This window comes from Pseudoduganella sp. LjRoot289, from assembly GCF_964252925.1.
Taxonomy (GTDB): Bacteria; Pseudomonadota; Gammaproteobacteria; order Burkholderiales; family Burkholderiaceae_D; genus Rugamonas.
The window spans coordinates 4,460,103-4,484,732 of the sequence record NZ_CAXUPN020000001.1 but is presented as its reverse complement, the minus strand read 5'-3'; the positions used below and the strand labels follow the sequence as shown (position 1 = coordinate 4,484,732).

Below are 24,630 nucleotides of genomic sequence, written 5' to 3'. Positions count from 1 at the left end.
TTGGGATGATAGATGAGGAGATGGAAGATTATCGCATTTATACGTTGTGTAGAGGAGGGCAGTGGTGGGGAGGGGGAAAGTTCCTGAGTTCGAAGGTTGGGATGTCTGATGTTCTGCGGTAGAAAGGCAACTCCGATATAATTTACGGATGTTAAAACAACGCACCATCAAAGAAAAAGTCTGCACCACCGGCGTGGGCCTGCACTCGGGCACCAAGGTGGTGCTGACCTTGCGCCCGGCCGGCCCCGGCGTGGGCGTCGTGTTCCGCCGCGTCGACCTGGACCCTGTCGTGGAATTCCCGGCCAGCGCCATGGGCGTGACCGACACGCGCATGGCCACCGTGCTGAGCAAGGGCGACGCGCGCGTCTCCACCGTCGAGCACCTGATGTCGGCCTGCGCCGGCCTGGGCATCGACAACCTGTACGTGGACGTGAGCGCCGAGGAAATTCCCATCATGGACGGCTCGGCCTCGTCCTTCGTCTACCTGCTGCAGCAGGCCGGCGTGCAGGAGCAGGACGGGGCCAAGCGCTTCATCCGCGTGCTGAAGCCGGTCGAGGTGCGCGAAGGCAAGGGCGGCAACGAGAAATGGGCGCGCCTGGTGCCGCACGACGGCTTCAAGCTGGACTTCTTCATCGAATTCAACCACCCGGCGGTCGATGGCACGGCCCAGCGCGCCAGCATCGACTTCGGCGACGTCACCTATGTGCAGGCGATCGCGCGCGCGCGCACCTTCGGCTTCATGCAGGACGTGGAAATGCTGCGCGGCATAGGCCTGGCGCGCGGCGGCTCGCTGGAGAACGCCATCGTCATGGACGAGTACCGCATCCTGAACGCGGACGGCCTGCGCTACGACGACGAGTTCGTGCGCCACAAGATCCTGGACGCGATCGGTGACCTGTTCCTGGTCGGCCACCCGCTGGTGGCCGGCTACGAGGCGCACAAGTCGGGCCACGCGCTGAACAACCAGCTGCTGCGCGCGCTGCTGGCCGACCCCTCGTCGTACGAAGTCGTCAGCTATGACACGCTGGCGGCGGCGCCGCCGTCCTATGTGCGCCAGATGACGCACGAGTGGGATTTAAGCCATTGACCGTAGCTGGTAGCCGGTAGCCGGCAATCAGTAGTCCGGCCGGTCGCGGCGGCGCTGCACCAGCAACTGCAGCGCCTGGATCAGGCTGTCGTTCTGCTTGCTCTGGTCGAGCGACTTGCTCAGTTCCTCGAAGGCGCTCACCGCCGCCGGCGGCAGGGTCAGCACCCGCATCTGTTCCTTGATCTCGGCCGCCTTCATCATCTGCACCCGCAGCTTGATGTTGCCAATCTGCCATCCCCGCTTGAGCAGCGCGTCCTGCAGTTTCGGCAATTGCTGCTTGAGCTTGGCCGCGACCGCCGAACTGGGCGTCGACAGCAGGAGATTGCCTTCCTCGAACGCCAGGATCTCGCACAGGCTGAACATGCTGGGCAGCGTGGCCGCGCAATCCTTCTGCAGCGCGGCCATGCGCTCGACGGCCGGCAGCAGGGCCGCCATCTTGTCATTTCTTTTAAGAAAGTCCGTGGCGACCTTGGGCGACCGGCCTTGATTGAGGGAGTTGAATAAGCGCATGGCCGAAACATACCACAGCCCGCCTGCCCGCCCAAGCGAACTGAGCCGCTAGGGACCCGCGGTCCCCGCCAGGCCCCGGAATGCGGCGCGGTTCGCCTGGGACGGCCACCGCGCCGCGGCAAAAATTCCGAATTAGTTACAATCCTGGCTATTGTTATAAAGGGCAATAACCCTATGTAGGCCGGACGGCATGATAAAATCACCGGTCTTTTGCCCTTGGCAAGCTGAGCACCTCATACCATAGCTTTTTTTAACGGCGTTAACCAATGTCCTTACTGACCCAGATTTTCGGCAGCCGCAATCAGCGTCTGCTCAAGCAATATCAAAAAACGGTACGCGAAATCAATGCGCTCGAGCCGGCCATGGAGAAGTTGTCGGATGCCGAGCTGCAAGCGAAAACCCCCGCCTTCAAGGAGCGCATCGCCAACGGCGAAGCACTGGATGCGGTGCTGCCGGAAGCGTTCGCGGTGTGCCGCGAAGCGTCCAAGCGCGTGTTCAAGATGCGCCACTTCGACGTCCAGTTGCTGGGCGGCATGGTGCTGCACTTCGGCAAAATCGCCGAAATGGGCACCGGCGAGGGCAAGACCCTGACCGCGACCCTGCCGGCCTACCTGAACGCGCTGTCCGGCAAGGGCGTGCACATCGTGACCGTCAATGACTACCTGGCCCAGCGCGATGCCGAGACCATGGGCAAACTGTACAACTGGCTGGGCCTGACGGTGGGCGTCAACCTGTCGCAGATGGAACACGCCGCCAAGCAGTCCGCCTACGCGTCCGACATCACTTACGGCACCAACAACGAATTCGGCTTCGACTACCTGCGCGACAACATGGTGTTCGAAGCGCGCGACCGCGTGCAGCGCGTACTCAACTTCGGCATCGTCGATGAAGTCGACTCCATCCTGATCGATGAAGCCCGCACCCCGCTGATCATCTCCGGCCAGGCCGAGAACCACACCGATCTGTACTACAAGATCAACGAAGTGCCGAAAATGCTGACCCAGCAGATCGGCGAGGAAACGCCGGACGGCAAGGGCCAGATTGAAGTGCCGGGCGACTACACCAAGGACGAGAAAGCGCACCAGGTGCTGCTGACCGAAGCCGGCCACGAGAAGGCCGAAGCCATCCTGGTGAAGATGGGCCTGCTGCCCGAAGGCGCCTCGCTGTACGACTCGGCCAACATCACGCTGGTGCACCACCTGTACGCGGCGCTGCGCGCGCACTCCTTGTACTTCAAGGACCAGCACTACGTGGTGCAGAACAATGAAGTGGTGATCGTCGACGAATTCACCGGCCGCCTGATGACGGGCCGCCGCTGGTCGGACGGCCTGCACCAGGCGGTCGAGGCGAAAGAGGGCGTGAAGATCCAGAACGAGAACCAGACCCTGGCCTCGATCACCTTCCAGAACTACTTCCGCATGTACGCCAAGCTGGCCGGCATGACCGGTACCGCCGACACCGAAGCGTACGAATTCCAGGAGATCTACGGCCTGGAAACCGTGGTGATCCCGCCCAACCGCCCTTCCGCGCGCAAGGACAAGCAGGACCAGGTCTACAAGACCAACCAGGAAAAATACAATGCCATGCTGCTGGAAATCCGCGACTGCTACGAGCGCGGCCAACCGGTGCTGGTCGGTACCACCTCGATCGAAAACTCGGAACTGCTGTCGGGCATCCTGACCAAGGGCGGCCTGCCGCACAACGTCCTGAACGCCAAGCAGCACGCGCGCGAAGCGGAAATCATCGCCCAGGCCGGCAGCCCGAAAGCGATCACCATCGCCACCAATATGGCGGGCCGCGGCACCGACATCGTGCTGGGCGGTAACGTGGAAAACCAGATCAAGTTCATCGACGCCAACCCGGCCCTGAGCGACGCCGACAAGGCCGCCCAGGCGCAGGCGCTGCGCGACGGCTGGCAGGCGCTGCACGAGCAGGTGGTGGCCGCGGGCGGCCTGCACATCGTGGGCACCGAGCGCCACGAATCGCGCCGCGTCGACAACCAGCTGCGCGGCCGCGCCGCCCGCCAGGGCGACCCCGGCATGTCGCGCTTCTTCCTGTCGCTGGACGACCAGCTGCTGCGCATCTTCGCCGGCGACCGCGTGCGCGCCGTGATGGACCGCCTGAAGATGCCGGAAGGCGAACCGATCGAAGCGGGCATCGTGTCCCGTTCCATCGAATCGGCGCAGCGCAAGGTCGAGGCGCGCAACTTCGACATCCGCAAGCAATTGCTGGAATACGACGACGTCGCCAACGACCAGCGCAAGGTGATCTACCAGCAGCGCAACGAGCTGCTGGAGGCGACCGACATCTCCGAGATGATCCAGTCGCTGCGCCACGGCATGTTCACCGACATCGTGCGCGAATACGTGCCGGAGGAATCGGTCGAGGAGCAGTGGAACATCAAGGGCCTGGAGGCGGCGCTGGCCGGCGAATGGCAGGTGCAGGTGGACCTGCAGGGCGCCCTGGCGGCCGACGCCAGCCTGACCGACGATGAAATCCTGGACAAGGTGCTGGCCGCGGCCGACGCCGTGTACCAGGCCAAGATCGACATCGTCGGCAAGGAAGCCTTCGGCGGCTTCGAGCGCAACGTCATGCTGCAAAGCGTGGACAGCCACTGGCGCGAGCACCTGGCCGCGCTGGACCACCTGCGCCAGGGTATCCACCTGCGCGGTTACGCGCAGAAGAATCCCAAGCAGGAATACAAGCGCGAGGCGTTCGAGCTGTTCGGCCAGATGCTGGACATGATCAAGAACGAGGTGGTGCGCCACGTGATGACGGTGCGCATCCAGTCGCGCGAGGAAATCGACGCGGCCGAAGCGGCCATGCAGGCAACCCACCTGGAGAACGTGCATTACCAGCACGCCGACTTCAACCCGAACGCGGCGCCGGAAGAGTTGCTGGCGCCGACTGCTGCGGCGCCGGGCGCCCAGATCGACGACGGCGCGCCGCGCATCGGCCGCAACGATCCTTGCCCTTGCGGCAGCGGCAAGAAGTTCAAGGCTTGCCACGGCAAGCTGGCTTGAAACAGAAAACCGGAGCTGGCCTCCGGTTTTTTTATGCCCCCTATGCCCGCATCGGCGAGCTGCGCGGGATGACGATGCGCACCGACGTACCCTTGCCGGGCTGCGATTCCACCGTCACCCGTCCGCTCAGTATGCCGGTCACGATGTTGTAGACGATGTTCATGCCCAGCCCCGTGCCGCCGCGCCCCATCTTGGTGGTGAAGAAGGGGTCGAACACGTGGCGCCGCACTTCCTCGGGCATGCCGGCGCCGTCGTCGCCGAACACGATCTCGACCATGTTTCCGGCCAGCTCGCGGGCCTTGACCGTGATGGTGCCGCTCTCGCTGTGCTCGAAGGCGTGCGCCAGCGCGTTGTTGATCAGGTTGTTGAAGATCTGGTAGAAGCTGCCCGGATACGAATCCAGCGCCAGCTCCGGCGGCACATGGAAGGACGTGCTGCAGTTGGCGCGGCGCAGGCGCGGCATATAGGTGGCCGAGGTGTCCTGCACCACGGCCAGCAGATTGAACACGCGGCGCTGGTCGTTGGTCTGGTCGACCGCGATCTGCTTGAAGGAGGCGATCAGGCTGGCGGCCCGGTTAAGCGAGCTGGAAATCAGGCCGGAGGCCAGTTTCACTTCCTCGTTGTAGGCGCTCAGGGCGGAGCGGCGCAAGGTGCCGCCGACCAGCAGGGCTTCGAATTCGGCGACCCGGTCGCCCAGCGCGGTCGAGGCAAGCAGGCTGTTGCCGATCGGCGTGTTCAGTTCGTGCGCGATGCCGGCCACCAGCGAGCCGAGCGAGGCCATCTTCTCGGCGGCCAGCAGGTCGTGCTGGGTGTGCTGCAGCGTGAGCAGCGCGTGCGACAGGTCGTCGTTGGCGCGTTCCAGCTCGGCCGAGCGCTCGCGCACCCGGCTCTCCAGCGACACGTTCAGCACTTCCAGTTCCTGCTTGGCGCGCAGCTCGGCCGTCAGGTCCAGCAGCGCCCAGATGATGGCGTCGGTGCCGTCCAGGGTCAGCGAGGAGGACCAGATCGCCAGCTGGCCGCTGCTGCCGTCCTTGAGCGCGATGCTGGCCACTTCGCCCTGCACCGCGCCGTTGCGCATGTAGAGCTGCCAGATGCGCTCGCGCTCCTCGGGCGCGCCCCAGAAAGTGACCTGGTCCGAACGCTTGCCGATCAGCTGTTCCTCGCTGTAGCCGAAGGCGCGCGTGAGGGCCTGGTTGGCGCCGATGATGCGCCCGCTGCGGTCGCTCACGCTGAGCGGCAGCGGCGCCATGTCGAACAGGGTCTTGAAACGCGCCTCGGACTCGGACAGGCGCCGCTCGGACGCCTCCAGTTGCAGCACGCGTTCGCGCAGGGCCACGCTCATCGAGTTCAGCGAACGCGCATAGACTTCGATCTCGTCGCCGTCGCCGGCCGGCGTGCTGCGGCCGAAGGCGCTTTTCATCATCTGCTCGGCCTGCCCGGTGAGGGCGCGCAGGCGGCGCCCTATGCCTTGTGTAAACGCATAGAACAGCAGTACGCCCAGCGCCAGGCCGAACAGGGAAATCAGGCCGGACTGCAGCAGCACTTCCTCGCGCGCCTTGCTCAGTTCGCTCGTCGAGAGCCCGAAATTGAGCGAGCCGATCTGGTTATCCTTGAGCAGCATGGGCGCGCGCGCGTGCAGCGTGCCGCCTTGCTGCCAGGTGCGCACGCCGTTCATGATGCTGGTGCTGCTGTTGCCGTCTGCGGCGCCGGGGTTGCGCAGCGCCGCCGGCAGCTCGGCCGGGCGCTCGCCGGCGGTGGCCACCGTCGCCCCGTTCTGGTCCAGCACGACGATGTAGCGCAGAAAACTGTCCTGCGGATCGGACAGCATCTCGGCCCAGTAATCGTTCAGCTCGCTAAGCCGGCCACGGATCGCGTAGGGGCTGAGGGTGAGATTGAGCGTGACCGCGTACTCGTGCGCCACGCGCTCGGCGTTCTTGTTGACCGCGAGGTCCATCACGCGCAGGCTGTTGCCGATCAATAGCGCCACCACCAGCGCTTGCACGATGGCGCTCAACAACAGAAATTTCGCACGCAGCGATAAGCTCACACCCTCTCCTTGCCGTCCTGGACGCCCGCGGCGTCCACCAGACAGCAATATAACTCATGACCAAAACGTCAAGGCAAGCTCAGGATCACTTTCACCGTGTCGTCCACCGCCGACTTGTCGATGTAGCCGATGGCCTTGGGGTCGTCGGCCACCGCTTTCTTGACGTCGGCGTTGCCCTTGAGCTCCTTGGGCGGCGTGGCCTTGCCGGTAAACACCAGCTTGGACCACAGCGCCTTGACCTGGGCCGCGTCCTTGTCCGCCACCTTCTGGTAGAACTCGTTGCGGATGGCCGAGCCTTCGGCCTGGTCGACCGGCGTGAACATGGTCGATTTGCCCAGGAAGAACTGGGACGCCTGTTCCGAGAACATGCGCGTGGCCGGATTGGCCTTGTTGACGATCACCACCGTCTCGGCCATCGCGCGCGGCGCGGCCGACAGCATCAGCGCGGGCAGCAGCGCCGGCAGCATTTTGCGGGTCAATGATTGCATGGCGGGCTCCCGGTCAGAACACGTAATCCAGCGTGGCGCCGAACACCGTCACCTTGTCCTTCAGTCCGGCGGCCGGTCCGTAGATCAGCGCCCCGGTCTTGACCTTGGGCTCGACGCGGTCGACCTGCAGCTTCAGCGCGGCCGCGCTGGCGAAGTTCCAGCGCACGCCGACCAGGTTGGCGTCCTGCTCGGCCGGCAGCAGCAGGCCGCGCACGGCGGCGGACAAGGGGCCCGCGGCCGGGAAATTGGCCGGCAGCGTGACCGAGGTGCCCTTGCCCTTGTAGCTGGCGTGCGCGTAATAGGGCACGAACTGGCCGACGCGGTAGCCGGCCAGCACGTACCAGGCGTCGGTCTGGGCCACATAGATCGGGTCGACCGAACGCCGCTTGCCGAATTCGGCCTGCAGCAGCAGATTGTTCCAGTCCAGCGTGGCGCCCAGCGCGTCGAACTTGATTTTTTTGCCGCCGACGAAGCCCAGGTCGCGGCCCAGCTGGGCGAAGCCGACGCTGGCCAGCGTGGCCGACAGCGCGTTGACCGGCGTCACGTCGTCGCTGTTCATGACCGCTTCCAGGTGGGCGTAGCGCACCATCAGCGGGCCGCGCTCGAGCGCCATGCTGATGGCCTTGGCGGGCGCGCGGTAATGCGCCACGGTATTGGCGGCCGGGACGAACAGCTTGCCGCGCGCCTGGCCTACGCCGGCCTGCACGGTGAAGTTGGTGTCGCCGAAGGCGTGCTGGTAGTTGACGTCCAGGCCGTCCAGGTTCTCGATCGGCACCTGGCCGTACAGCTCGATAGGCGGACGCATCATGGTGTTGGCGTAGCCGACGTTCTGGTAGTCCGAAATCAGGAAGGTGGGCAGTTGCACGCGGCCGACGCGCACGTTCAGCTCGTCGCTCACCTTGTACTTGAGGAAGGCCCAGGTCAGGTCGGTGGTGAAGCTCTTGCTGGTGTTTTTGCGCGTGAGCACCTGCACGGTGCCGGACAGCTGCTCGCTGAGCTTGTAGCTGGCCTGCAGGCCGAGGTTGGTGTCCAGGCCGAGGCGCCAGCTGTCGCCGACGCCGGTGGCCTGGTTGTAGCGCACGAACTGGGCCTGGTCGGTATCGCTTTTGGCCACGCCCAGCGTGCCGAAGCCGCTGATGCTGAGTTTGCCGTCGTCGACCAGGGCCGCTTGGGCTTGCGGCAGCGCCATGGCTGCCAATAGGGAGCTGACGTAAAATGCTCTTTTCATCCTGACCTCGCTGATCTCTTGCCGCGCCGGGCTGGCGCGTCATTTCACCTTAGTCGAATTTTTGCCATAGAGCACCAAAGAAGTGCGGGCGGCGCGCAGGACCAGGCAGCGGTGTGGTATTTCTTCAACTAGTGGAATCGATAAGCTTGCGCAAATAAAAACGCCCGCCGGGATCGCTCCGGGCGGGCGCTGCGGCCAATGGCGCCGCTTATGGCAGGGTCAGGATGACCTTGACGGTATCGTCGACGGCCGATTTGTCGATGTAGCCGATGGCTTTCGGGTCTTCCGCCACGGCCTTCTTGACGTCGGCGTTGGACTTGTATTCCTTCGGTGGCGTGGCCTTGCCGGTAAACACCAGCTTGGACCACAGCGCCTTGACCTGGGCCGCGTCCTTGTCGGCGACCTTGGTGTAGAAGTCGTTGCGGATGGCCGAGCCTTCGGCCTGGTCCACCGGCGTGAACATGTTCGATTTGCCCAGGAAGAACTGGGACGCCTGTTCCGAGAACATGCGCGTGGCCGGATTGGCCTTGTTGACGATCACCACCGTCTCGGCGCCGGCCGGCAGGGCGGCCGCGCCCAGCGCGGCCAGGATAAGCGTGCTTGCCAAATTAGCTGTCAGTTTTTTCATTGCCATCACCTTAGAATACGAAATCCAGACCGGCTGCAACCACGGTCACTTTGTCCTTCTGGCCGGCGGCCGGCGTGAAGATCAGCTGGCCCGACTTGACTTTGGGATTGACGCGGTCGATCTGCACTTTCAGGGCCAGCGACTTGGCGAAGTCCCAGCGCACGCCGACCAGGTCGGTCGACTGCTCTGGCGACACCAGCAGGTTGTTGACGGCGGCGTTCAGGGCCGGGATCTTGGCCAGGCCGGCCGGCACGGTGATCGAGCTGCCCGCGCCCTTGCTGGCGGCGTGCGCGTAGTACGGCAGCACTTTGCCGAAGCGGTAGCCGGTCATGACGTACCAGGAATTGGTTTCAGGAATGTAGACGGGGTCGTGCGCGCGGCGCTGGGCATACTCGGACTGCACCACGATGTTGTTCCAGTCCATGGTCAGGCCGAGCGAGGTGAAGCTCATCTTCTTGCCGTCGACGATGCCCAGGTCCCTGCCCAGCTGGGCGAAGCCGACCTGCTTGAGCGTGGCGGCCAGGGCGTTGAGCGGCAGCAGGTTGTCGCTGTACAGTTCGGCGCGCGCATGGCCCAGGCGCACGGTGAACGGGCCGTGCTCGACGGCCAGGCTGAAGCCCTGCGCCGGCGCGCGGTATTTCGCCACCGAGCCGCCGGCGCTCGGCACGAACAGCTTGCCGCGGCTGGAGCCGAAGAAGGCTTGCGCGGTGAAGTTGGTGTCGCCGAAGGCGTGCTGGTAGTTGGCGTCGACGCCGTCCACGTTCTCGATCGGATCCTGGCCGTACATCTCGATCGGCGGACGCATCATCGTGTTGGCGTAGCCGACGTTCTGGTAGTCGGAGATCAGGAAGGCGGGGATCACGACGCGGCCTACGCGCACGTTGATCTCGTCGTTGACCTTCATCTTCAGGAAGGCCCAGGTCAGGTCGGTGGTGAAGCTCGGGCTGGTGTTCTTGCGGGTCAGCACTTGCGCGGTGCCGGACAGCCAGTCGTTGATCTTGTAGGTCGCCTGCAGGCCCAGGTTGGAATCGAGGCCGATGCGCGGGCTGTCCTTGACGCCGGTGGCCTGGTTGTAGCGGGCGAACTGCGCCGTGTCGCTATCGCTCTGGGCCGCCGCCAGCGTGCCGAAGCCGCTGATGCTCAGGTTGCCGTCGCTCAAAGTGCCGGCCTGGGCTTGCATTGCGCCGCAAGCCGCCAGGACGGATGCTACTAGAAGTTGCTTTTTCATCGTACGAATTCCAATCACTTTATTTTTCGGAGGCGCGGCAAGGACACAGAGCCGCATGCGTTGCCAAAGATAAATGAAATTTCCGCACGGTCGAACTAAAATCTCGGAATTGGAGTGCTTGCTCTAGAAAAATGTCGCATTTTGGCGATAGTTTGAGCGCACTTTGTCATCTTTTAATGACACTTAACCAAGTGGGATGACGTCGTATAACAAAGTTCGTTCGGCGGGACGTACTGGAAGTAGTGCGCCGCGCCGTCCGGCCGTAGGCATTACAATAACGGCTTCCTCTACACTAGCCCGAGAACCCACCATGGCCGTCAATTCCCCCATTCCTGTCGCCGCCGATCTGAAGCCGGTTGCCGGTATCGACATCGGTTACGCCGAAGCCGGCATCAAGAAGCCGAACCGCAAAGACCTGCTGGTGCTGCGCCTGGCGCCGGGCGCCACGGTGTCCGGCGTGTTTACGCTGAACCGCTTCTGCGCCGCGCCGGTGCAGATCTCGAAAGCCAACCTGGCGGCGGTGAACGCCGGCGGCAAGCCCATCCAGGCCTTGATGGTCAACACCGGCAACGCCAACGCCGGCACCGGCGAGGAGGGCATGGCGCGCGCGCAGCAATCGTGCGCCGCGCTGGCCGAACTGCTGGGCTGCGAGGCTGGCCAGATCCTGCCGTTCTCGACCGGCGTGATCCTGGAACCGCTGCCGGTGGACCGCATCACCGCCGGCCTGCCGCAGGCGGTGGCCAACCTCACCGCGGACAACTGGTTCAACGCGGCCGAAGCCATCATGACCACCGATACCCAGCCGAAAGCGGGCTCGCGCACGGTCGATATCGGCGGCCATAAAGTGACCCTGACCGGCATCAGCAAGGGCGCCGGCATGATACGTCCCAACATGGCCACCATGCTGGGCTTCCTGGCTTTCGACGCCAAGGTGGCGCAGCCGGTGCTGGACGCGCTGGTCAAGCAGGCCGCCGACCAGTCCTTCAACTGCATCAGCATCGACGGCGATACCTCGACCAACGATTCCTTCATGCTGGTCGCCACCGGCGCCGGCACGCTGGAGGTGAACTCGGTCGACGCGCCCGAATTCCAGGCCCTGTCGGCCGCCGTGACCGAGCTGTCGGTGTTCCTTGCGCAAGCCATCATCCGCGACGGCGAAGGTGCGACCAAGTTCATGACGATCGCCGTGGAAGAGGGAGAGGACATGGAGGAATGCCGCAAGATCGCTTACTCCATCGCCCACTCGCCGCTGGTGAAGACCGCCTTCTTCGCCTCCGATCCCAACCTGGGCCGCATCCTGGCCGCGATCGGCTACGCCGGCGTGGACCTGGACGTAAGCAAGCTGAACCTGTACCTGGACGACGTGTGGGTGGCCAAGAACGGCGGCCGCAACCCGGACTACAAGGAAGAAGACGGCCAGCGCATCATGAAGCAGAGCGAGATCACCGTGCGCGTCAAGCTGGCGCGCGGCCAGGCCGCCGCCACCGTGTACACCTGCGACCTGTCGCACGACTACGTCAGCATCAACGCCGACTACCGTTCCTGAGCCATGGCTACGCCCCTCGAACAATTCCTGGTGCGCGCCGAAGCCCTGCTGCAAAGGGTGGAGGCGATTTTGCCGCAAGCGCCGCGCGAGCCGGACTGGAAACTCGGCTACGCCTTCCGCTGGCGCCGCCGCGCCGGCGGCGTGGCGCACCTGCAGGCGGTCAAGCACGTGTCCTCCATCGGGCTGGACGACCTGCACAACATCGGCCCGCAAAAGACCGCCATCGAGCAGAACACGCGCCAGTTCGTCAGCGGCCGCCCGGCCAACAACGTGCTGCTGACGGGCGCGCGCGGCACCGGCAAGTCGTCGCTGATCAAGGCTTGCCTGAACCAGTTCGCCAAAGACGGCTTGCGCTTGATCGAAGTCGACAAGGCCGACCTGGCCGAGCTGCCCGACATCGTGGACCTGGTGGCGGGGCGCCCCGAACGCTTCATCGTCTTCTGCGACGACCTGTCGTTCGAAGAGGGCGAGAGCGGCTACAAGGCGCTGAAGGTGGCGCTGGACGGCTCGATCTCGGCGCAGTCGAACAATGTGCTGATCTACGCGACCTCGAACCGCCGCCACCTGATGCCCGAGCGCATGGCCGACAACCTGAGCTACAAGCACGACGAGGACGGCGACCTGCATCCGGGCGAGACGGTGGAGGAAAAGATTTCCCTGTCCGAGCGTTTCGGCCTGTGGCTGTCGTTCTACGCCTTCAAGCAGGACGACTACCTGGACATCGTCGCGCACTGGCTGGGCAGTTTCGGCTGCACGGCGGAGCAGGTGGCCGAAGCGCGCGGCGACGCGCTGCGCTGGGCGCTGCAGCGCGGTTCGCGCTCCGGCCGCGTGGCCTGGCAGTTCGCTAAGGACTACGCCGGCAAACTGTCCGAAGGAAGTGCATGACGGAGAAAAAAGTGGATGTCGCGGTCGGCATCCTGATCAAGCCCAACGGGGACGTGCTGCTGGGCCAGCGTCCGGCCGGCAAACCCTACGACGGTTACTGGGAATTTCCCGGTGGTAAAGTCGATCCGGGCGAGACGGTGCTTGAAGCGCTGAAGCGCGAGTTTGTCGAAGAGCTGGGTCTGCACATAAGCAGCGCGCAGGAATGGTGCGGCGTCGAGTATGTCTACCCGCACGCCCATGTGCGGCTGCATTTCTACATCAGCCGCGACTGGCGCGGCGAGCCGCAGAGCCTGGAGGGCCAAGCCTTCGCCTGGCAGGGCACGGTCGGCGTCGAGCCGCTGCTGCCGGCCACGATACCGCTGCTCGAATGGCTGGAGCAGATCCGCCACGATCCCGCCGCATTGCCGTAACCCCCAAAGGGGGCCAGGGTTATTTTTCCGCCGCATTGCCGTAAACCCAAAAGGGGCCAGGGTTATTTTTTCCCCCGGGCGGGAATAAATAACCCTGACCCCTTTTTCAGAGCGGGATGGCCGTAGGGCTTATTCTTCTTCGAGCGGGTCGCGCGGGGGGGCGGCCGGAATGGCGTATTTTTCTTCGGCCCAGGCGCCAAGGTCGATCTGCTTGCAGCGCTCGGAGCAGAACGGGCGGTATTTGTTCTTTTCGGTCCATTCCACTTTGGCGGAACAGGTCGGGCATTCAACTACGGTCATGGCGGTTCTATTCAAAAATTGCAGAGCGTGAGCTCGAATGGGACGTCTTCTTCCAGCGGCTTCGGTTTCAGGTCGCCGCCCTGGGTGGTGAAACGCACCCATAGCATGTATTTATTGGCCGAAATCTCGGGGATCGCACCCAGCGATTCATCCAGGCTCAGCCGCAACATCTGGTAGACCTTGCCTTGTAACATCTGCTGGTAACTTCCCGCATTGGCGATCATTTTAACCGGGCCGCCGGAATCGCGCAGCAAGCGTAGCACCAGGCCGAGCGCGTCGAACAGCGGCGCCAGCGGCGCGAACCAGCCGGCGATATCGTTGAAGCGGTGTTCGGCGCTGCGCTTTTGCCAGGCGTAATAGGAGGGCAGGTCGAATTCGCAGGCGCCGCCGGGGATGATGGTGCGGCCGCGTATGCTCATCAGCCATTCGTTGTCGCGGATATTCTGGCCGGTCTTGCCTTGCGCGGCCACCAGGGCGGTGCTCACGCTGTCCAGTTCGGACAGGATGGCGTCCAGCGTTTCGGCCTGTACATTCGGATTGGAGCGGTAGCTCAGCAAACTTTGGCGCTGGCGCTCCAGTTCCTGCAGCAGGTCGGACTTCAGGTCCGCGCGGCCGGCCACTTCCAGCATGTCGAATATCGTGGCCAGCGCGACGTGGTGCTGCATCGGGTGTTCTTGATGCACAAAGAACTTGAATTTCTCGTACAGGTCTTCCAGCCGCAACAACGTGCGTATGCGCTCGTTGAAAGGGTATTCGTAGACAATCAAAATGACTTCCCTCTATAGATGGGCCTGCAAAGAATTCCGTGATTCTGAACCAAGCGAAGCAAAATTACAAACGTTGCGATGGTATTGTTATCGTTCCTGCGGAAAATGCCAGGTATAAATCGTGCAATCGCGCAATTTGCGGCTCCAATGCGGCTAAATCCCCTTCATTATTAATGATATCGTCGGCGGCTGCCAACCGCGTTGAACGCGGCGCCTGGGCCGCCATGATGGCTTGCACCTGGCTAGCCGGCATCTTGTTGCGCGCCATGACGCGGGCGATCTGCACCGCCTCCGGGCAGTCCACCACCAGCACGCGCGCGACCCGGCTGCGCCAAGCGCCGGACTCGACCAGCAGCGGCACGTCGAAGATGACATAGCTGCCGGTCGCCGCCTCGGCCTCGGCCAGCGCGGCGCCCCGGATCAGCGGGTGCAGGATGGCTTCCAGCCTGGCCTTGGCGGTGGCGTCGCTGAACACCAGGGCGCGCATGCGGGCGCGGTCCATGGCGCCGCTGGCGTCCGCGAATTCCGGGCCGAACTCGGCCAGCAGGGCAGGCATGGCGGGGCCGCCGGCCACGGTCATGCCGTGGGCGATCTTGTCGGTGTCGACGATGGTGGCGCCGCGCGCGGCGAACATGGACGCGACCACGCTTTTGCCGCTGCCGATGCCGCCGGTCAGGCCGACGCTGAACTTGTCGCGCACCGTGTCGGCCACTTTACTGTCCCAGCAGGCCGGAGGTGAAGCCGGACAGCGGGCCGCCGTACATCAGCGCGATCAGGCCGGCCGCCGCCAGGTAGGGACCGAAGGGGATAGGGTTGTTGCGGCCGCGCTTGGCGAACACCATCAGGCAGATGCCGACCACGGCGCCCACCACCGACGACAGCAGGATGATGGTCGGCAGCATGGTCCAGCCCAGCCACGCGCCCAGCGCCGCCAGCAGCTTGAAGTCGCCGTAGCCCATGCCTTCCTTGCCGGTGGCCAGCTTGAACAGCCAGTAGATGGACCACAGCGCCAGGTAGCCGGCCGCCGCGCCGATCACCGCGTCCTGCAGCGGCACGAAGGTGCCGTTGATGTTGATCAGCAGGCCCGCCCACAGCAGCGGGAAGGTGAGGTCGTCCGGCAGCAGCTGGGTGTCGGCGTCGATGAAGGTCATGGCGACCAGGCAGTACAGGAAGAACAGCGTGGCCAGGCCCATCGAGCCGCTGCCGAACTGCCACACCAGCGCCGCCGACAGCAGGCCGGTCAGCGCTTCGATGAGGGGATAGCGCGGCGAGATCTTGGCCTTGCAGTTGCTGCATTTGCCGCGCAGGACCAGGTAGCTGATCACGGGGATGTTTTCCAGCGCCGTGATCTGGTGCCGGCAGTGCGGACAGGCCGAGCGCGGCACGACCAGGCTGTAGCGTTCGGTGTGCGGCAATTCCTTGCCCAGTTCGGAAGCCACGTAGTTGTCCGACTCGCGCTGCATCATGATGGGCAGGCGGTGGATCACGACGTTGAGGAAGCTGCCGATCAGCAGGCCGAAGATGCCGGCCGCGATGGCGGCGGCCAGGGTGGCGGGCGGGGCGAACAGCAATATATCCTGCATCGGGTTGCTTCCGTTTGGGTTGGGCAGCGCACAGTATAAGGCAGGGCAAGGCACAACTACAGTTGCAGGTGCGCCATTTTTTCATAGAGCGTGGCGCGTGAAATGCCGAGCAGGCGCGCGGCTTCGGTTTTCTTGCCGCCGGCGGCCAGCAGCGCCGCTTCGATGGCGCCGCGTTCGGCCGCCGCGACCGCCTGCGCCAGCGGCTGCACGATGGCCGGCACGCCCGGCCTGGCCGGTACGGCGAGCGGCAGGATGGTGTCGAAGTCGTCCGCCACCAGGCGCCGGTTGTCGCTGTGCAGCACGGCCTTTTCCAGCACGTTGCGCAGCTCGCGCACATTGCCGGGCCAGTCGTACCCGGCCAGCCGCTGCAAGGCGCCGGGCGTGATCTCGCGCCGCGCCATGCCGGTCCGTTCGACGATCTGCTCCAGTGCGCCTTCGCACAGCGCTTCCAGGTCGGCCTTGCGCTCGCGCAGCGGCGGCAGCGTGATCGACAGCACGTTCAGGCGGTAATACAGGTCGCGCCGCAAGCGGCCCTGCGCCAAGGCCTGCACCAGGTCGATGCTGGTGGCGGCGATGATGCGCACGTCCACCTTGATCACCTTGTTCGAACCCAGCGGTTCCACTTCCTGCTCCTGCAGCACGCGCAGCAGCTTGGCCTGGATCTGCAGCGGCATGTCGCCCACCTCGTCCAGGAACAGGGTGCCGCCGTGGGCCAGCTTGAACTTGCCGTCGCGGCCGCGCTTGTCGGCGCCGGTGTAGGCGCCGGCCGCCGCGCCGAAGAATTCGGACTCGAGCAGCGCTTCCGGTATCGCCGCCGCGTTGACGGCGATGAAGGGCTGGCCGGCGCGCCCGGAACTGGCGTGGATGGCTTGCGCCAGCAGCTCCTTGCCGGTGCCGGTTTCGCCCAGCAGCAGCACCGTGCTGCCCAGCTGCGCTGCGCGGCGCGCCTGGCGCTTGACCTCCAGGCTGGCCGGGCTGTTGCCGACGTAGCTGGCCAGGTTGTAGCGCGGCCGGCGGTCCGCCGCCAGCATGCGGCGGGTGGCGGCCAGCTCTTCCTGCAGTTGCGAGAATTTGCCCAGCAGCGGTTTCAGGTGGTGCAGTTTGTCGTACAGGCAGATGCCGACCGCGCCTATCACCTTGCCGTCCGGCCCGGTCAGAGGCAGGCGCGAGACGACCAGGGTTTCGCTGCCGAAGGCCATCAGGTCGAGCAGGATGGGTTCGCCGGTCTTGACCACCTGGCGCATCAGGCTGTTCGGGATGATGTCCTCGACGTCGCGGCCCAGCAGCGACTGCGGGTCGGTGTAGCCCAGCATCTGCAGGTATTTGTCGTTGCACCAGACGATGCGGGCCTCGGTGTCGACCGCGATCGTGCCTTCGCACAGCGCGTCCAGCCGTTCCAGCAGCGAGGGCATGGCCAGGTGGCGCAAACCGCCCGGGTTCTCGGTAAACCAGTGCATCAGATCCATCGCGGCCGCCCTCCGGAAAAGGCCGATTCTGGACGCTGGAGGCCACACTGTCCAGTATTCCGGCACCCTGTCCGGAATTCCAGACACGCTTTTGCGGCTGTTTTGCGTCAGCTGTCCGGATATCCGGACAATATGCGTCCGAACGATACTCGCGTATCACGCCCGGTGATATCTAAGTACTTGAATTAACAGGACTTTCCGCCCCGGGCATGGATTGTGCTGTAGACAATATTCTAACTTATCGGAGTGCGTATGAGCTTCTTGATTGTATTGCTGGCGCTGGTTTTCCTCATGGTGGTCGCGTATCGCGGCTTCAGCGTCATCCTGTTTGCCCCGGTGGCGGCCATGCTGGCCGTGCTGCTGACCGACCCGGCCCTGGTGCCGCCGATGTTTACCAGCGTCTTCATGGACAAGATGGTCGGCTTCGTGAAGCTGTATTTCCCGGTCTTCCTGCTCGGCGCCGTGTTCGGCAAGGTAATCGAGCTGTCCGGCTTCTCCAAGTCCATCGTGGCGCTGGTGATACGCCTGGTAGGCCGCGAGCGCGCCATGCTGGCCATCGTGCTGGTGTGCGCGGTGCTGACCTACGGCGGCGTATCGCTGTTCGTGGTGGTGTTCGCGGTCTACCCCTTCGCGGCCGAGATGTTCAGGCAGAGCAATATCCCCAAGCGTTTGATCCCCGGCACCATCGCGCTGGGCGCATTCACCTTCACGATGGACGCCTTGCCCGGCACGCCGCAGATCCAGAACATCATCCCGACCTCCTTCTTCCAGACCGACACCTGGGCCGCGCCGTGGCTGGGCGTGACCGGTTCGGTCTTCATCCTGGCCACCGGCCTGGCTTATCTGGAATGGCGCCGCCGCCAGGCGCTGGCCAAGGGCGAGGGCTATGGCACCGGCCACAGCAACGAACCCGAGGACTACACGCACGAGAAGCTGCCGCACCCGCTGCTGGCGCTGCTGCCGCTGGTGCTGGTCGGCGTGCTGAACAAGGTCTTCACCATCCTGATTCCGCTGTACTACGGCAAGACCCACAGCATGACGCTGGCGGGCGCGGCGAAACCGGTTGCCACCGAGGTGTCGAAAGTGGCGGCGATCTGGGCCGTCGAAGCGGCGCTGCTGATCGGCATCGCCACCGTGCTGCTGCTGGCATTCGACACGGTGCGCCGGCGTTTCGCCGAGGGCAGCAAGATCGCCATTTCGGGCGCGCTGCTGGCGTCGATGAACACCGCCTCCGAGTATGGCTTCGGCGCCGTCATTGCGGGCCTGCCGGGCTTCCTGGTGGTGGCCGACGCGCTGCGCAGCGTGCCCAACCCGCTGCTCAACGAGGCCATCGCCGTCACCGCGCTGGCCGGCATCACCGGTTCCGCCTCGGGCGGCATGAGCATCGCGCTGGCCGCCATGTCGGACACCTTCATCCAGGCCGCCACGGCCGCCCACATCCCGATGGAAGTGCTGCACCGCGTGGCTGCCATGGCCAGCGGCGGCATGGATACGCTGCCGCACAATGGCGCCGTCATCACGCTGCTGGCGGTCAGCGGCCTGACGCACAAGACTTCCTATGGCGACATCTTCGCCGTCACCTGCATCAAAACCATGGCCGTGTTCGTCGTCATAGCCGCCTACTACCTGCTGGGCATCTACTAAGGAGTTTCCATGTTGCACAACAAATCAGCCATCGTCACCGGTTCCACCAGCGGCATCGGCCTGGGCATCGCGCGTGCGCTGGCCGCGCAGGGCGCCAACGTCATGCTGAACGGCTTCGGCGACGCCGCCGCCATTGCCGGCTTGATCGAGGAATTGCGCGCGCTCGGCGTGCAAGTGCGCCACAGCGCGGCCGACATGTCGCGGCCGGAGCAGATCGCCGCCATGGTGGCCGAAGCCACGCAGGCCTTCGGCGCGGTCGACATCCTGGTCAACAACGCGGGCATCCAGCACACCGCGCCGGTGCACGAGTTTCCGGTCGATAAATGGGACCAGATCATGGCCATCAACCTGTCGTCCAACTTCCATGCCGTCCGCTCCGCCTTGCCGCAGATGCGTGAGCGCGGCTGGGGCCGCATCATCAACGTCGCCTCCGTGCATGGGCTGGTGGCGTCGGTCAACAAGGCCGCCTACGTGGCGGCCAAGCACGGCGTGATCGGGCTGACCAAGGCGGTGGCACTGGAGAACGCGCGCAGCGGCGTCACCTGCAACGCCATCTGCCCTGGCTGGGTGCTGACGCCGCTGGTGCAAAAACAGATCGACGACCTGGCCGGGCGGGAAGGGTTGACGGAACAGGCGGCGCGCGCCAGGCTGCTGGGCGAGAAGCAGCCTTCTCTGGAGTTCGCCACGCCCGAGCAGATCGGCGCGCTGGCCGTGTTCCTGTGCAGCGCCGGCGCCGACCAGATACGCGGCGCGGCCCTCAATATGGACGGCGGCTGGGCCGCCCAATAACATGGTCGAGGACGGCATGGAAAAAACGGATCAGCAGGATCAGCAGTATGAGGACGGCCTGCGCACGCGCAAGCAGGTGATGGGCGAGGACTTCGTGGCGCGCGCGCTGGACGGCGCCACCGCGTTCACGCAGCCGCTGCAGGACTACATCACGCGTGTAGCGTGGGGCACGGTCTGGCAGCGGCCCGGCCTGGACCTGAAGACGCGCAGCCTGGCCACCGTGGCCATGCTGACGGCGATGGGCCGCACGCATGAGCTGAAGGGCCATATCCGCGGTGCGCTGAACAATGGCGCCACCGTCGGCGAACTGCAGGAAGTGCTGCTGCACGCCGCCGTCTACTGCGGCGTGCCGCTGGTGGCCGAAGCCTTCCGGGCCGCGCAGGAAGTGCTGTCGGCCAGCGAGGGTCTCACATGAAGCCGCTTACACCACCGAACCGAGCTTGAAGATCGGCAAATACATGGCCACCACCAGGCCGCCGATCAGCACGCCCAGGATCACCATGATCAGCGGTTCCATCAGGCTCGACAGCGAGGCCACGGCCTCGTCCACTTCCTCTTCGAAGAAGTCGGCCACCTTGCCCAGCATGGCGTCCAGCGAGCCGGACTCCTCGCCGATGGACACCATCTGCGTGACCATGTTCGGGAACACGTCGGCGTTCTGCATCGCCACCGTCAGGCTGGTGCCTGTGCTGACTTCCTTCTGGATGCGGCGCGTCGCTTCCAGGTAGACGATGTTGCCGGAAGCGCCGCCCACCGAGTCCAGCGATTCGACCAGCGGCACGCCGGCGGCGAACATGGTCGATAGCGTGCGGGTCCAGCGCGCGATGGTGGCCTTGCGTATCACTTCGCCGAAAATCGGCAGCTTGAGCAGGGCCACGTCCATGAAGCGCTGCACTTGCGGCGAGCGCTGCCAGGCCTGGAAAAAGAAGTACAGCGAACCGAACAAAGTGCCGAAAATCAGCCACCAGTATTTGACGAAGTATTCCGACACCGCCATCACGAACAAGGTCGGCGCGGGCAGGTCGGCGCCGAAGGTGGCGAACACCTCCTTGAAGGCCGGCACCACCCAGATCATGATGACGGCCGTGACGATGAAGGCCACGCCCAGGATGGACACCGGGTAGGTCAGCGCGGACTTGATCTTGGCCTTCATGGCCAGGGTCTTTTCCTTGTAGATCGCCAGCCGGGTCAGCAGGTCTTCCAGGATGCCGGCCTGTTCGCCGGCGCCCACCAGGTTGCAGAACAGCGGGTCGAAATACAGCGGGAACTTGCGGAACGCCTGGTTCAAGCTGGTGCCCGTTTCTATGTCGGCGCGCAAGTCCATCACCAGTTTCGCCACCGACGGGTTGGAGTGGCCCTTGCCGACGATGTCGAAGGACTGCAGCAGCGGCACGCCGGCCTTCATCATCGTGGCCAGCTGGCGCGTGAACAGGGAGATGTCCTTGTCGGTGACCTTCTTGCCGCTGCGGTAGGTTTTCTTCTTGACCTTGGTCACCATGATGCCCTGGCGCCGCAAGGTCACGTTGACCACCGCCTCGCCGCCGGCGCGCAGTTCGCCGCGCACGGTCTTGCCGGCCTTGTCCTTGCCTTCCCAGGCGAAGACCGATTCCTTGACCGGATTGCCGGCGTTGCTCGATGTAGCCATGATGGTGTTTCCTCGCTTAACTTTATTCGTTGGTGCAGCCGAGGACTTCCTCGAGGCTGGTCAGGCCGTTCTTCACCTTGACCAGGCCGGACTGGCGCAGCGATTTCACGCCCTCGCTTTCCGACTGGGCCGCGATCTGCATCGAGTTGCCGTGCGCCAGGATGATGGCCTCGATCGCCGGCGTGATCGGCATGATCTGGTAGATGCCGACCCGGCCCTTGTAGCCGCCGCCGTTGCAGCGTTCGCAGCCCACCGGGCCGTACGGTTTCCAGCTGCCGTCCAGCTCTTCGGCCTGGTAGCCGGCTTTGAGCAGCAGCTCGTTGGAGATGTCCACCGGCTGCTTGCAGGTGCACAGCCGGCGCGCCAGGCGCTGCGCGGTGATCAGTATCACCGAGGAGGCGATGTTGAACGGCGCCACGCCCATATTCATCAGGCGCGTCAGGGTCGACGGCGCGTCGTTGGTGTGCAGCGTGGAGAACACCATGTGGCCGGTCTGCGCGGCCTTGATGGCGATGTCGGCCGTCTCCAGGTCGCGGATCTCGCCGACCATGATGATGTCGGGATCCTGGCGCAGGAAGGATTTCAGCGCCACCGGGAAGGTCAGTCCGGCGCGGTCGTTGACGTTGACCTGGTTGACGCCCGGCAGGTTGATCTCGGCCGGATCCTCGGCGGTGGAGATGTTGATGCCGGGCTTGTTCAGGATGTTCAGGCAGGTGTACAGCGACACCGTCTTGCCCGAGCCGGTCGGCCCGGTCACCAGCACCATGCCGTAGGGCCGCTCGATGCAGCTGAGCAGGATCTCCTTCTGGTCCGGGTCGTAGCCCAGCGAGTCGATGCCCATCTGCGCCTGCGTGGCGTCCAGGATACGCATCACGGTCTTCTCGCCGAACAGGGTCGGCAAGGTCGACACGCGCAGGTCGATGGTCTTGGTGGGCGAGACGATGAGGCGCATGCGGCCGTCCTGCGGCACGCGCTTTTCGGAAATGTCGAGCTTGGCGAGCACCTTGATGCGCGACACCAGCTTTTCCTTGATCGACACCGGCGGCTGGGCGTGTTCCATCAGCACGCCGTCCACGCGGAAGCGGATGCGGTAGAACTTCTCGAACGGTTCGAAGTGCAAGTCCGAGGCGCCCAGGTTGACCGCGTCCATCAGCATCTTGTTGAGGAAACGCACGATGGGCGCGTCCTCGACTTCGTTGGCGGCCTGCTCGGCGGCGGCCGACGGCGCGTCCGACTCCTCGGCGAACTGGATGTCCTGCTCGTCGCCGGCGATGTCGTTCAGGCTTTGCTCGGCGTTGCGGTTCAGGCTGCTCAGCAGGGCCAGCAGCGCGTCGTGCGCCACGATCACCGGTTCCACCGAGGACTCGGTCTGGAATTTGATCTGGTCCAGCGCCTGGGTGTTGGTGGGGTCCGAGATCGCCACCGACATCTTGTTGCCGCGCTTGGCCAGGGCGATCACGCGCTGGCTCTGCATCAGCTTGGCGTCGATGATCTTGGGCGGCAGCGCCTCGACGCTGAAGGCGGCCAGGTCCATCAGCGGATAGGCGAAGGTCTCGGAGCAGAACATGGCCAGCTCGCGGGCCTGGATGGTGCCGCTGGCGAGCAGGGTGTCGATGAAGGGTTGCTTATCTGTCAGCGCTTTTTTTTGCAGCGCGTCGGCCTGGGGCGCGGTGAGGCGCCCGGCTTGCATCAGGGCCCGCGCCAGGCCCGCCATGGGGACGCTGGACGCCGTGTTGGGTTGAACTGCTGCCATAGAACCGCGCTGTTAGGAAAACTGCATGATGGGGCTGGCCCCTCTGGAGCCATCCATCGGATGATGCCCGTAGGCATCACTTTTGTAAAGCAGATGCGTACCGTGCGCGGCTCTATCGCCAGCCTAGCTGCGCGGACGTATCAATTTGACGACTTTGATCGCCTGTTCCTGTACTTGCACCACTTCGATGACGCAGCCGCCCAGCTTGACGCTGATGGCGGCTTCGGGAATTTCCTGCAATAACTCGAGCAGCATCCCGTTCAATGTTTTCGGCCCGTCCAGGGGAAAGTTTAATCCCAGACGCTTATTGATGTCACGCAAGGCCGTGGTGCCTTCCAGCAGGCAGTCGCCGGCCTCGGTCCAGTTGAAGCTGTCGGCCCGCGCCGCGCCCGGCGTTGATGTCGTAAATTCACCGATCATTTCCTCGATGATATCGTCCAAGGTGACCAGGCCCTGCACTTCGCCGTACTCGTCGACGATGATGCCCAGGCGTTCCTTGTTTTCCTGGAAGTACTGCAACTGGGCGAACACGGCGGTGTCCAGCGGAATGAAGTAGGGCTCGGACAGCAGGGCGCGGAAATGCTCGGCCGTCAGTTCCTCGTCCATCGTCAGCAGCGACATGGCCTTGCGCACATGCAGGATGCCGACGATCTGGTTGATCTCGCCCTCGTAGACCGGCAGCTTGTTGTGGTAGCAGGTGGTCAGCTGCAGCTTGATCTCGTCGACCGGTGCGGACAGGTTCAGGGCCTCGATCTGGGCGCGCGGCGTCATCACGTCCTCGACCGAAATGGCTTCCAGGTCGAACAGGTTGAGCAGGATGCTTTTGTGTTTCTGCGGAATGAAGTTGCCGCCTTCGAGCACCAGCGAGCGCAGTTCCTCGGGCGACAGCCGGGTCTCGCGCAGCGGCGTGCCCATCTTGATGCGGAACAGCCGCAGCACCACGCCGACGAACAGGTTGGTGAACCAGATCACCGGCTTGGCGGCCGCCATCAGCGGACGCAGGATGGTGGCGGTGGGCAAGGCGATCTGCTCGGGATAGGTCGCGCCTATCATTTTCGGCGAGATTTCGGCGAACACCACCAGCAGGAAAGTCATGCAGGCGGTGGAGGCCACGATCAGCCATTCGTCGTAGCCGAAGGTGTGGATCACGATGGCGGTGACCAGGGCGATGGCCGTGGCGTTGATCAGCGTGTTGGCGATCAGCACCAGCGACAGCAGCTTATCCGTGCGGTCGAGCAGCCACAGCGTGGCCAGCGCGCGCCGGCTGCCGCGCTTGGCCTGGTGGCGCAATCGATAGCGGTTGGCCGCCATCAGGGCGGTTTCGGCCATGGCGAAGAACGCCGAGCAAAGGATCAGGAGTGCGAGCGCGAGGAATTGCGCCCATATGGGAACGGTATCCAATGGGTCACCGTGAAGAAACTGGCATGGGGAGTAGCTGGTCAGGCGGCGCCGGCCCAGAGCGGGAAGCTGCACGATGCGGCTTCAGAGCTGAGGATTTTAAGGCAAGCCCGGCTGCGGTGCAAGCCGGACATGTTTCCAGCGCGGCAAGTTTGATCTGGCGCAAGCCAATTCGCCGTGTCTGCGAGCAGATGCCGGAGCCGCT

22 protein-coding genes are annotated in these 24,630 nt (G+C 64.4%); 8 read left to right on the top strand and 14 right to left on the bottom strand.

Translation table 11 applies throughout. The features are described from left to right. The first annotated feature begins 148 nt into the window (after positions 1–148). Complete coding sequence (gene lpxC / locus ACSQ8Y_RS19110; protein WP_436268016.1) at positions 149–1,087, top strand: UDP-3-O-acyl-N-acetylglucosamine deacetylase; 939 nt, start codon at positions 149–151, stop codon at positions 1,085–1,087. Between the two features lie 27 nt (positions 1,088–1,114). Here lpxC and ACSQ8Y_RS19105 read toward each other — a convergent pair whose 3' ends face one another. Continuing rightward, on the bottom strand, positions 1,115–1,522 hold the full coding sequence (locus ACSQ8Y_RS19105; protein WP_436268015.1) for a hypothetical protein: 408 nt from the start codon (positions 1,520–1,522) through the stop codon (positions 1,115–1,117). A gap of 341 nt (positions 1,523–1,863) precedes the next feature. On the opposite strand from ACSQ8Y_RS19105, the gene secA reads away from it, so the two are divergent. Continuing rightward, positions 1,864–4,620, top strand: coding sequence for a preprotein translocase subunit SecA (gene secA, locus ACSQ8Y_RS19100; protein WP_436268014.1), 2,757 nt, complete (start codon positions 1,864–1,866; stop codon positions 4,618–4,620). Positions 4,621–4,660: 40 nt separating this feature from the next. Here the strand turns inward: secA and ACSQ8Y_RS19095 are convergent, their stop codons facing one another. From ACSQ8Y_RS19095 to ACSQ8Y_RS19075, 5 genes are all read right to left on the bottom strand, one after another. Beyond that, complete coding sequence (locus tag ACSQ8Y_RS19095; RefSeq protein ID WP_436268013.1) at positions 4,661–6,667, bottom strand: ATP-binding protein; 2,007 nt, start codon at positions 6,665–6,667, stop codon at positions 4,661–4,663. 68 nt (positions 6,668–6,735) lie between these two features. Next, positions 6,736–7,134, bottom strand: coding sequence for a hypothetical protein (locus ACSQ8Y_RS19090; protein WP_436269859.1), 399 nt, complete (start codon positions 7,132–7,134; stop codon positions 6,736–6,738). Positions 7,135–7,168: 34 nt separating this feature from the next. Continuing rightward, entirely contained in the window at positions 7,169–8,383 is a 1,215-nt protein-coding gene (locus tag ACSQ8Y_RS19085) for a porin (protein ID WP_436268012.1), read from the bottom strand. Positions 8,384–8,591: 208 nt separating this feature from the next. Next, positions 8,592–9,011, bottom strand: a complete 420-nt coding sequence (locus tag ACSQ8Y_RS19080) for a hypothetical protein (RefSeq protein WP_436268011.1) — start codon at positions 9,009–9,011, stop codon at positions 8,592–8,594. Between the two features lie 10 nt (positions 9,012–9,021). Further along, positions 9,022–10,239 (bottom strand): porin, encoded by a 1,218-nt coding sequence (locus ACSQ8Y_RS19075; RefSeq protein WP_436268010.1) that lies wholly within the window; start codon positions 10,237–10,239, stop codon positions 9,022–9,024. Positions 10,240–10,549: 310 nt separating this feature from the next. On the opposite strand from ACSQ8Y_RS19075, the gene argJ reads away from it, so the two are divergent. From argJ to mutT, 3 genes are read left to right on the top strand one after another with little or no spacing between them, the layout of a single operon-like run. Then, positions 10,550–11,785 (top strand): bifunctional glutamate N-acetyltransferase/amino-acid acetyltransferase ArgJ, encoded by a 1,236-nt coding sequence (argJ, locus tag ACSQ8Y_RS19070; RefSeq protein ID WP_436268009.1) that lies wholly within the window; start codon positions 10,550–10,552, stop codon positions 11,783–11,785. A 3-nt stretch (positions 11,786–11,788) separates the two neighbouring features. Continuing rightward, positions 11,789–12,670 carry an ATP-binding protein gene (locus tag ACSQ8Y_RS19065; RefSeq protein ID WP_436268008.1) on the top strand — a complete coding sequence of 294 codons (882 nt, stop codon included), beginning with the start codon at positions 11,789–11,791 and terminating at the stop codon, positions 12,668–12,670. Further along, positions 12,667–13,080: an 8-oxo-dGTP diphosphatase MutT gene (gene mutT / locus ACSQ8Y_RS19060; RefSeq protein ID WP_436268007.1), complete on the top strand. Its 414-nt coding sequence runs from the start codon at positions 12,667–12,669 to the stop codon at positions 13,078–13,080. The genes ACSQ8Y_RS19065 and mutT overlap by 4 nt, the downstream gene beginning before the upstream one ends. A gap of 129 nt (positions 13,081–13,209) precedes the next feature. On the opposite strand, the gene yacG is transcribed toward mutT, so the two are convergent. The 5 genes from yacG to ACSQ8Y_RS19035 all read right to left on the bottom strand — a co-directional run bounded on the left by yacG (position 13,210) and on the right by ACSQ8Y_RS19035 (position 17,196). After that, on the bottom strand, positions 13,210–13,380 hold the full coding sequence (gene yacG / locus ACSQ8Y_RS19055) for a DNA gyrase inhibitor YacG (protein WP_436268006.1): 171 nt from the start codon (positions 13,378–13,380) through the stop codon (positions 13,210–13,212). Between the two features lie 11 nt (positions 13,381–13,391). Continuing rightward, the gene (gene zapD / locus ACSQ8Y_RS19050) at positions 13,392–14,147 is read right to left on the bottom strand and encodes a cell division protein ZapD (protein ID WP_436268005.1); all 756 of its coding nucleotides are present in this window, start codon (positions 14,145–14,147) and stop codon (positions 13,392–13,394) included. 64 nt (positions 14,148–14,211) lie between these two features. After that, the gene (gene coaE, locus ACSQ8Y_RS19045) at positions 14,212–14,859 is read right to left on the bottom strand and encodes a dephospho-CoA kinase (protein ID WP_436268004.1); all 648 of its coding nucleotides are present in this window, start codon (positions 14,857–14,859) and stop codon (positions 14,212–14,214) included. Between the two features lies 1 nt (position 14,860). Beyond that, positions 14,861–15,730 (bottom strand): prepilin peptidase, encoded by an 870-nt coding sequence (locus ACSQ8Y_RS19040; RefSeq protein WP_436268003.1) that lies wholly within the window; start codon positions 15,728–15,730, stop codon positions 14,861–14,863. A 56-nt stretch (positions 15,731–15,786) separates the two neighbouring features. After that, positions 15,787–17,196, bottom strand: coding sequence for a sigma-54 interaction domain-containing protein (locus tag ACSQ8Y_RS19035; protein WP_436268002.1), 1,410 nt, complete (start codon positions 17,194–17,196; stop codon positions 15,787–15,789). Between the two features lie 252 nt (positions 17,197–17,448). Here ACSQ8Y_RS19035 and ACSQ8Y_RS19030 point away from each other — a divergent pair, with 252 nt between their 5' ends. Genes ACSQ8Y_RS19030 through ACSQ8Y_RS19020 form a run of 3 tightly spaced genes read left to right on the top strand, consistent with a single transcriptional unit; the run spans position 17,449 to position 20,044 of the window. After that, positions 17,449–18,840, top strand: a complete 1,392-nt coding sequence (locus tag ACSQ8Y_RS19030; protein WP_436268001.1) for a GntP family permease — start codon at positions 17,449–17,451, stop codon at positions 18,838–18,840. 9 nt (positions 18,841–18,849) lie between these two features. After that, on the top strand, positions 18,850–19,629 hold the full coding sequence (locus tag ACSQ8Y_RS19025) for a 3-hydroxybutyrate dehydrogenase (protein WP_436268000.1): 780 nt from the start codon (positions 18,850–18,852) through the stop codon (positions 19,627–19,629). A 16-nt stretch (positions 19,630–19,645) separates the two neighbouring features. Next, positions 19,646–20,044, top strand: a complete 399-nt coding sequence (locus ACSQ8Y_RS19020; RefSeq protein ID WP_436267999.1) for a carboxymuconolactone decarboxylase family protein — start codon at positions 19,646–19,648, stop codon at positions 20,042–20,044. Positions 20,045–20,050: 6 nt separating this feature from the next. Here ACSQ8Y_RS19020 and ACSQ8Y_RS19015 read toward each other — a convergent pair whose 3' ends face one another. From ACSQ8Y_RS19015 to ACSQ8Y_RS19005, 3 genes are all read right to left on the bottom strand, one after another. Continuing rightward, positions 20,051–21,274: a type II secretion system F family protein gene (locus ACSQ8Y_RS19015; protein WP_436267998.1), complete on the bottom strand. Its 1,224-nt coding sequence runs from the start codon at positions 21,272–21,274 to the stop codon at positions 20,051–20,053. A 22-nt stretch (positions 21,275–21,296) separates the two neighbouring features. Then, positions 21,297–23,027: a type IV-A pilus assembly ATPase PilB gene (gene pilB, locus ACSQ8Y_RS19010; RefSeq protein ID WP_436267997.1), complete on the bottom strand. Its 1,731-nt coding sequence runs from the start codon at positions 23,025–23,027 to the stop codon at positions 21,297–21,299. Positions 23,028–23,150: 123 nt separating this feature from the next. Further along, on the bottom strand, positions 23,151–24,428 hold the full coding sequence (locus ACSQ8Y_RS19005) for an HlyC/CorC family transporter (protein ID WP_436267996.1): 1,278 nt from the start codon (positions 24,426–24,428) through the stop codon (positions 23,151–23,153). Positions 24,429–24,630 lie beyond the last annotated feature (202 nt).

Bases quoted from the DNA above. Each gene is read 5' to 3' on its own strand.
- yacG (WP_436268006.1), bottom strand. From the start codon at position 13,380: ATGACCGTAGTTGAATGCCCGACCTGTTCCGCCAAAGTGGAATGGACC.
- ACSQ8Y_RS19105 (WP_436268015.1), bottom strand. From the start codon at position 1,522: ATGGCGGCCCTGCTGCCGGCCGTCGAGCGCATGGCCGCGCTGCAGAAG.
- ACSQ8Y_RS19090 (WP_436269859.1), bottom strand. From the start codon at position 7,134: ATGCTGCCGGCGCTGCTGCCCGCGCTGATGCTGTCGGCCGCGCCGCGC.
- lpxC (WP_436268016.1), top strand. From the start codon at position 149: ATGTTAAAACAACGCACCATCAAAGAAAAAGTCTGCACCACCGGCGTG.
- secA (WP_436268014.1), top strand. From the start codon at position 1,864: ATGTCCTTACTGACCCAGATTTTCGGCAGCCGCAATCAGCGTCTGCTC.
- ACSQ8Y_RS19030 (WP_436268001.1), top strand. From the start codon at position 17,449: ATGAGCTTCTTGATTGTATTGCTGGCGCTGGTTTTCCTCATGGTGGTC.
- ACSQ8Y_RS19040 (WP_436268003.1), bottom strand. From the start codon at position 15,730: ATGCAGGATATATTGCTGTTCGCCCCGCCCGCCACCCTGGCCGCCGCC.
- ACSQ8Y_RS19035 (WP_436268002.1), bottom strand. From the start codon at position 17,196: ATGGATCTGATGCACTGGTTTACCGAGAACCCGGGCGGTTTGCGCCAC.
- pilB (WP_436267997.1), bottom strand. From the start codon at position 23,027: ATGGCAGCAGTTCAACCCAACACGGCGTCCAGCGTCCCCATGGCGGGC.
- ACSQ8Y_RS19075 (WP_436268010.1), bottom strand. From the start codon at position 10,239: ATGAAAAAGCAACTTCTAGTAGCATCCGTCCTGGCGGCTTGCGGCGCA.
- ACSQ8Y_RS19020 (WP_436267999.1), top strand. From the start codon at position 19,646: ATGGAAAAAACGGATCAGCAGGATCAGCAGTATGAGGACGGCCTGCGC.
- ACSQ8Y_RS19025 (WP_436268000.1), top strand. From the start codon at position 18,850: ATGTTGCACAACAAATCAGCCATCGTCACCGGTTCCACCAGCGGCATC.
- mutT (WP_436268007.1), top strand. From the start codon at position 12,667: ATGACGGAGAAAAAAGTGGATGTCGCGGTCGGCATCCTGATCAAGCCC.
- ACSQ8Y_RS19085 (WP_436268012.1), bottom strand. From the start codon at position 8,383: ATGAAAAGAGCATTTTACGTCAGCTCCCTATTGGCAGCCATGGCGCTG.
- ACSQ8Y_RS19065 (WP_436268008.1), top strand. From the start codon at position 11,789: ATGGCTACGCCCCTCGAACAATTCCTGGTGCGCGCCGAAGCCCTGCTG.
- ACSQ8Y_RS19080 (WP_436268011.1), bottom strand. From the start codon at position 9,011: ATGAAAAAACTGACAGCTAATTTGGCAAGCACGCTTATCCTGGCCGCG.
- argJ (WP_436268009.1), top strand. From the start codon at position 10,550: ATGGCCGTCAATTCCCCCATTCCTGTCGCCGCCGATCTGAAGCCGGTT.
- ACSQ8Y_RS19015 (WP_436267998.1), bottom strand. From the start codon at position 21,274: ATGGCTACATCGAGCAACGCCGGCAATCCGGTCAAGGAATCGGTCTTC.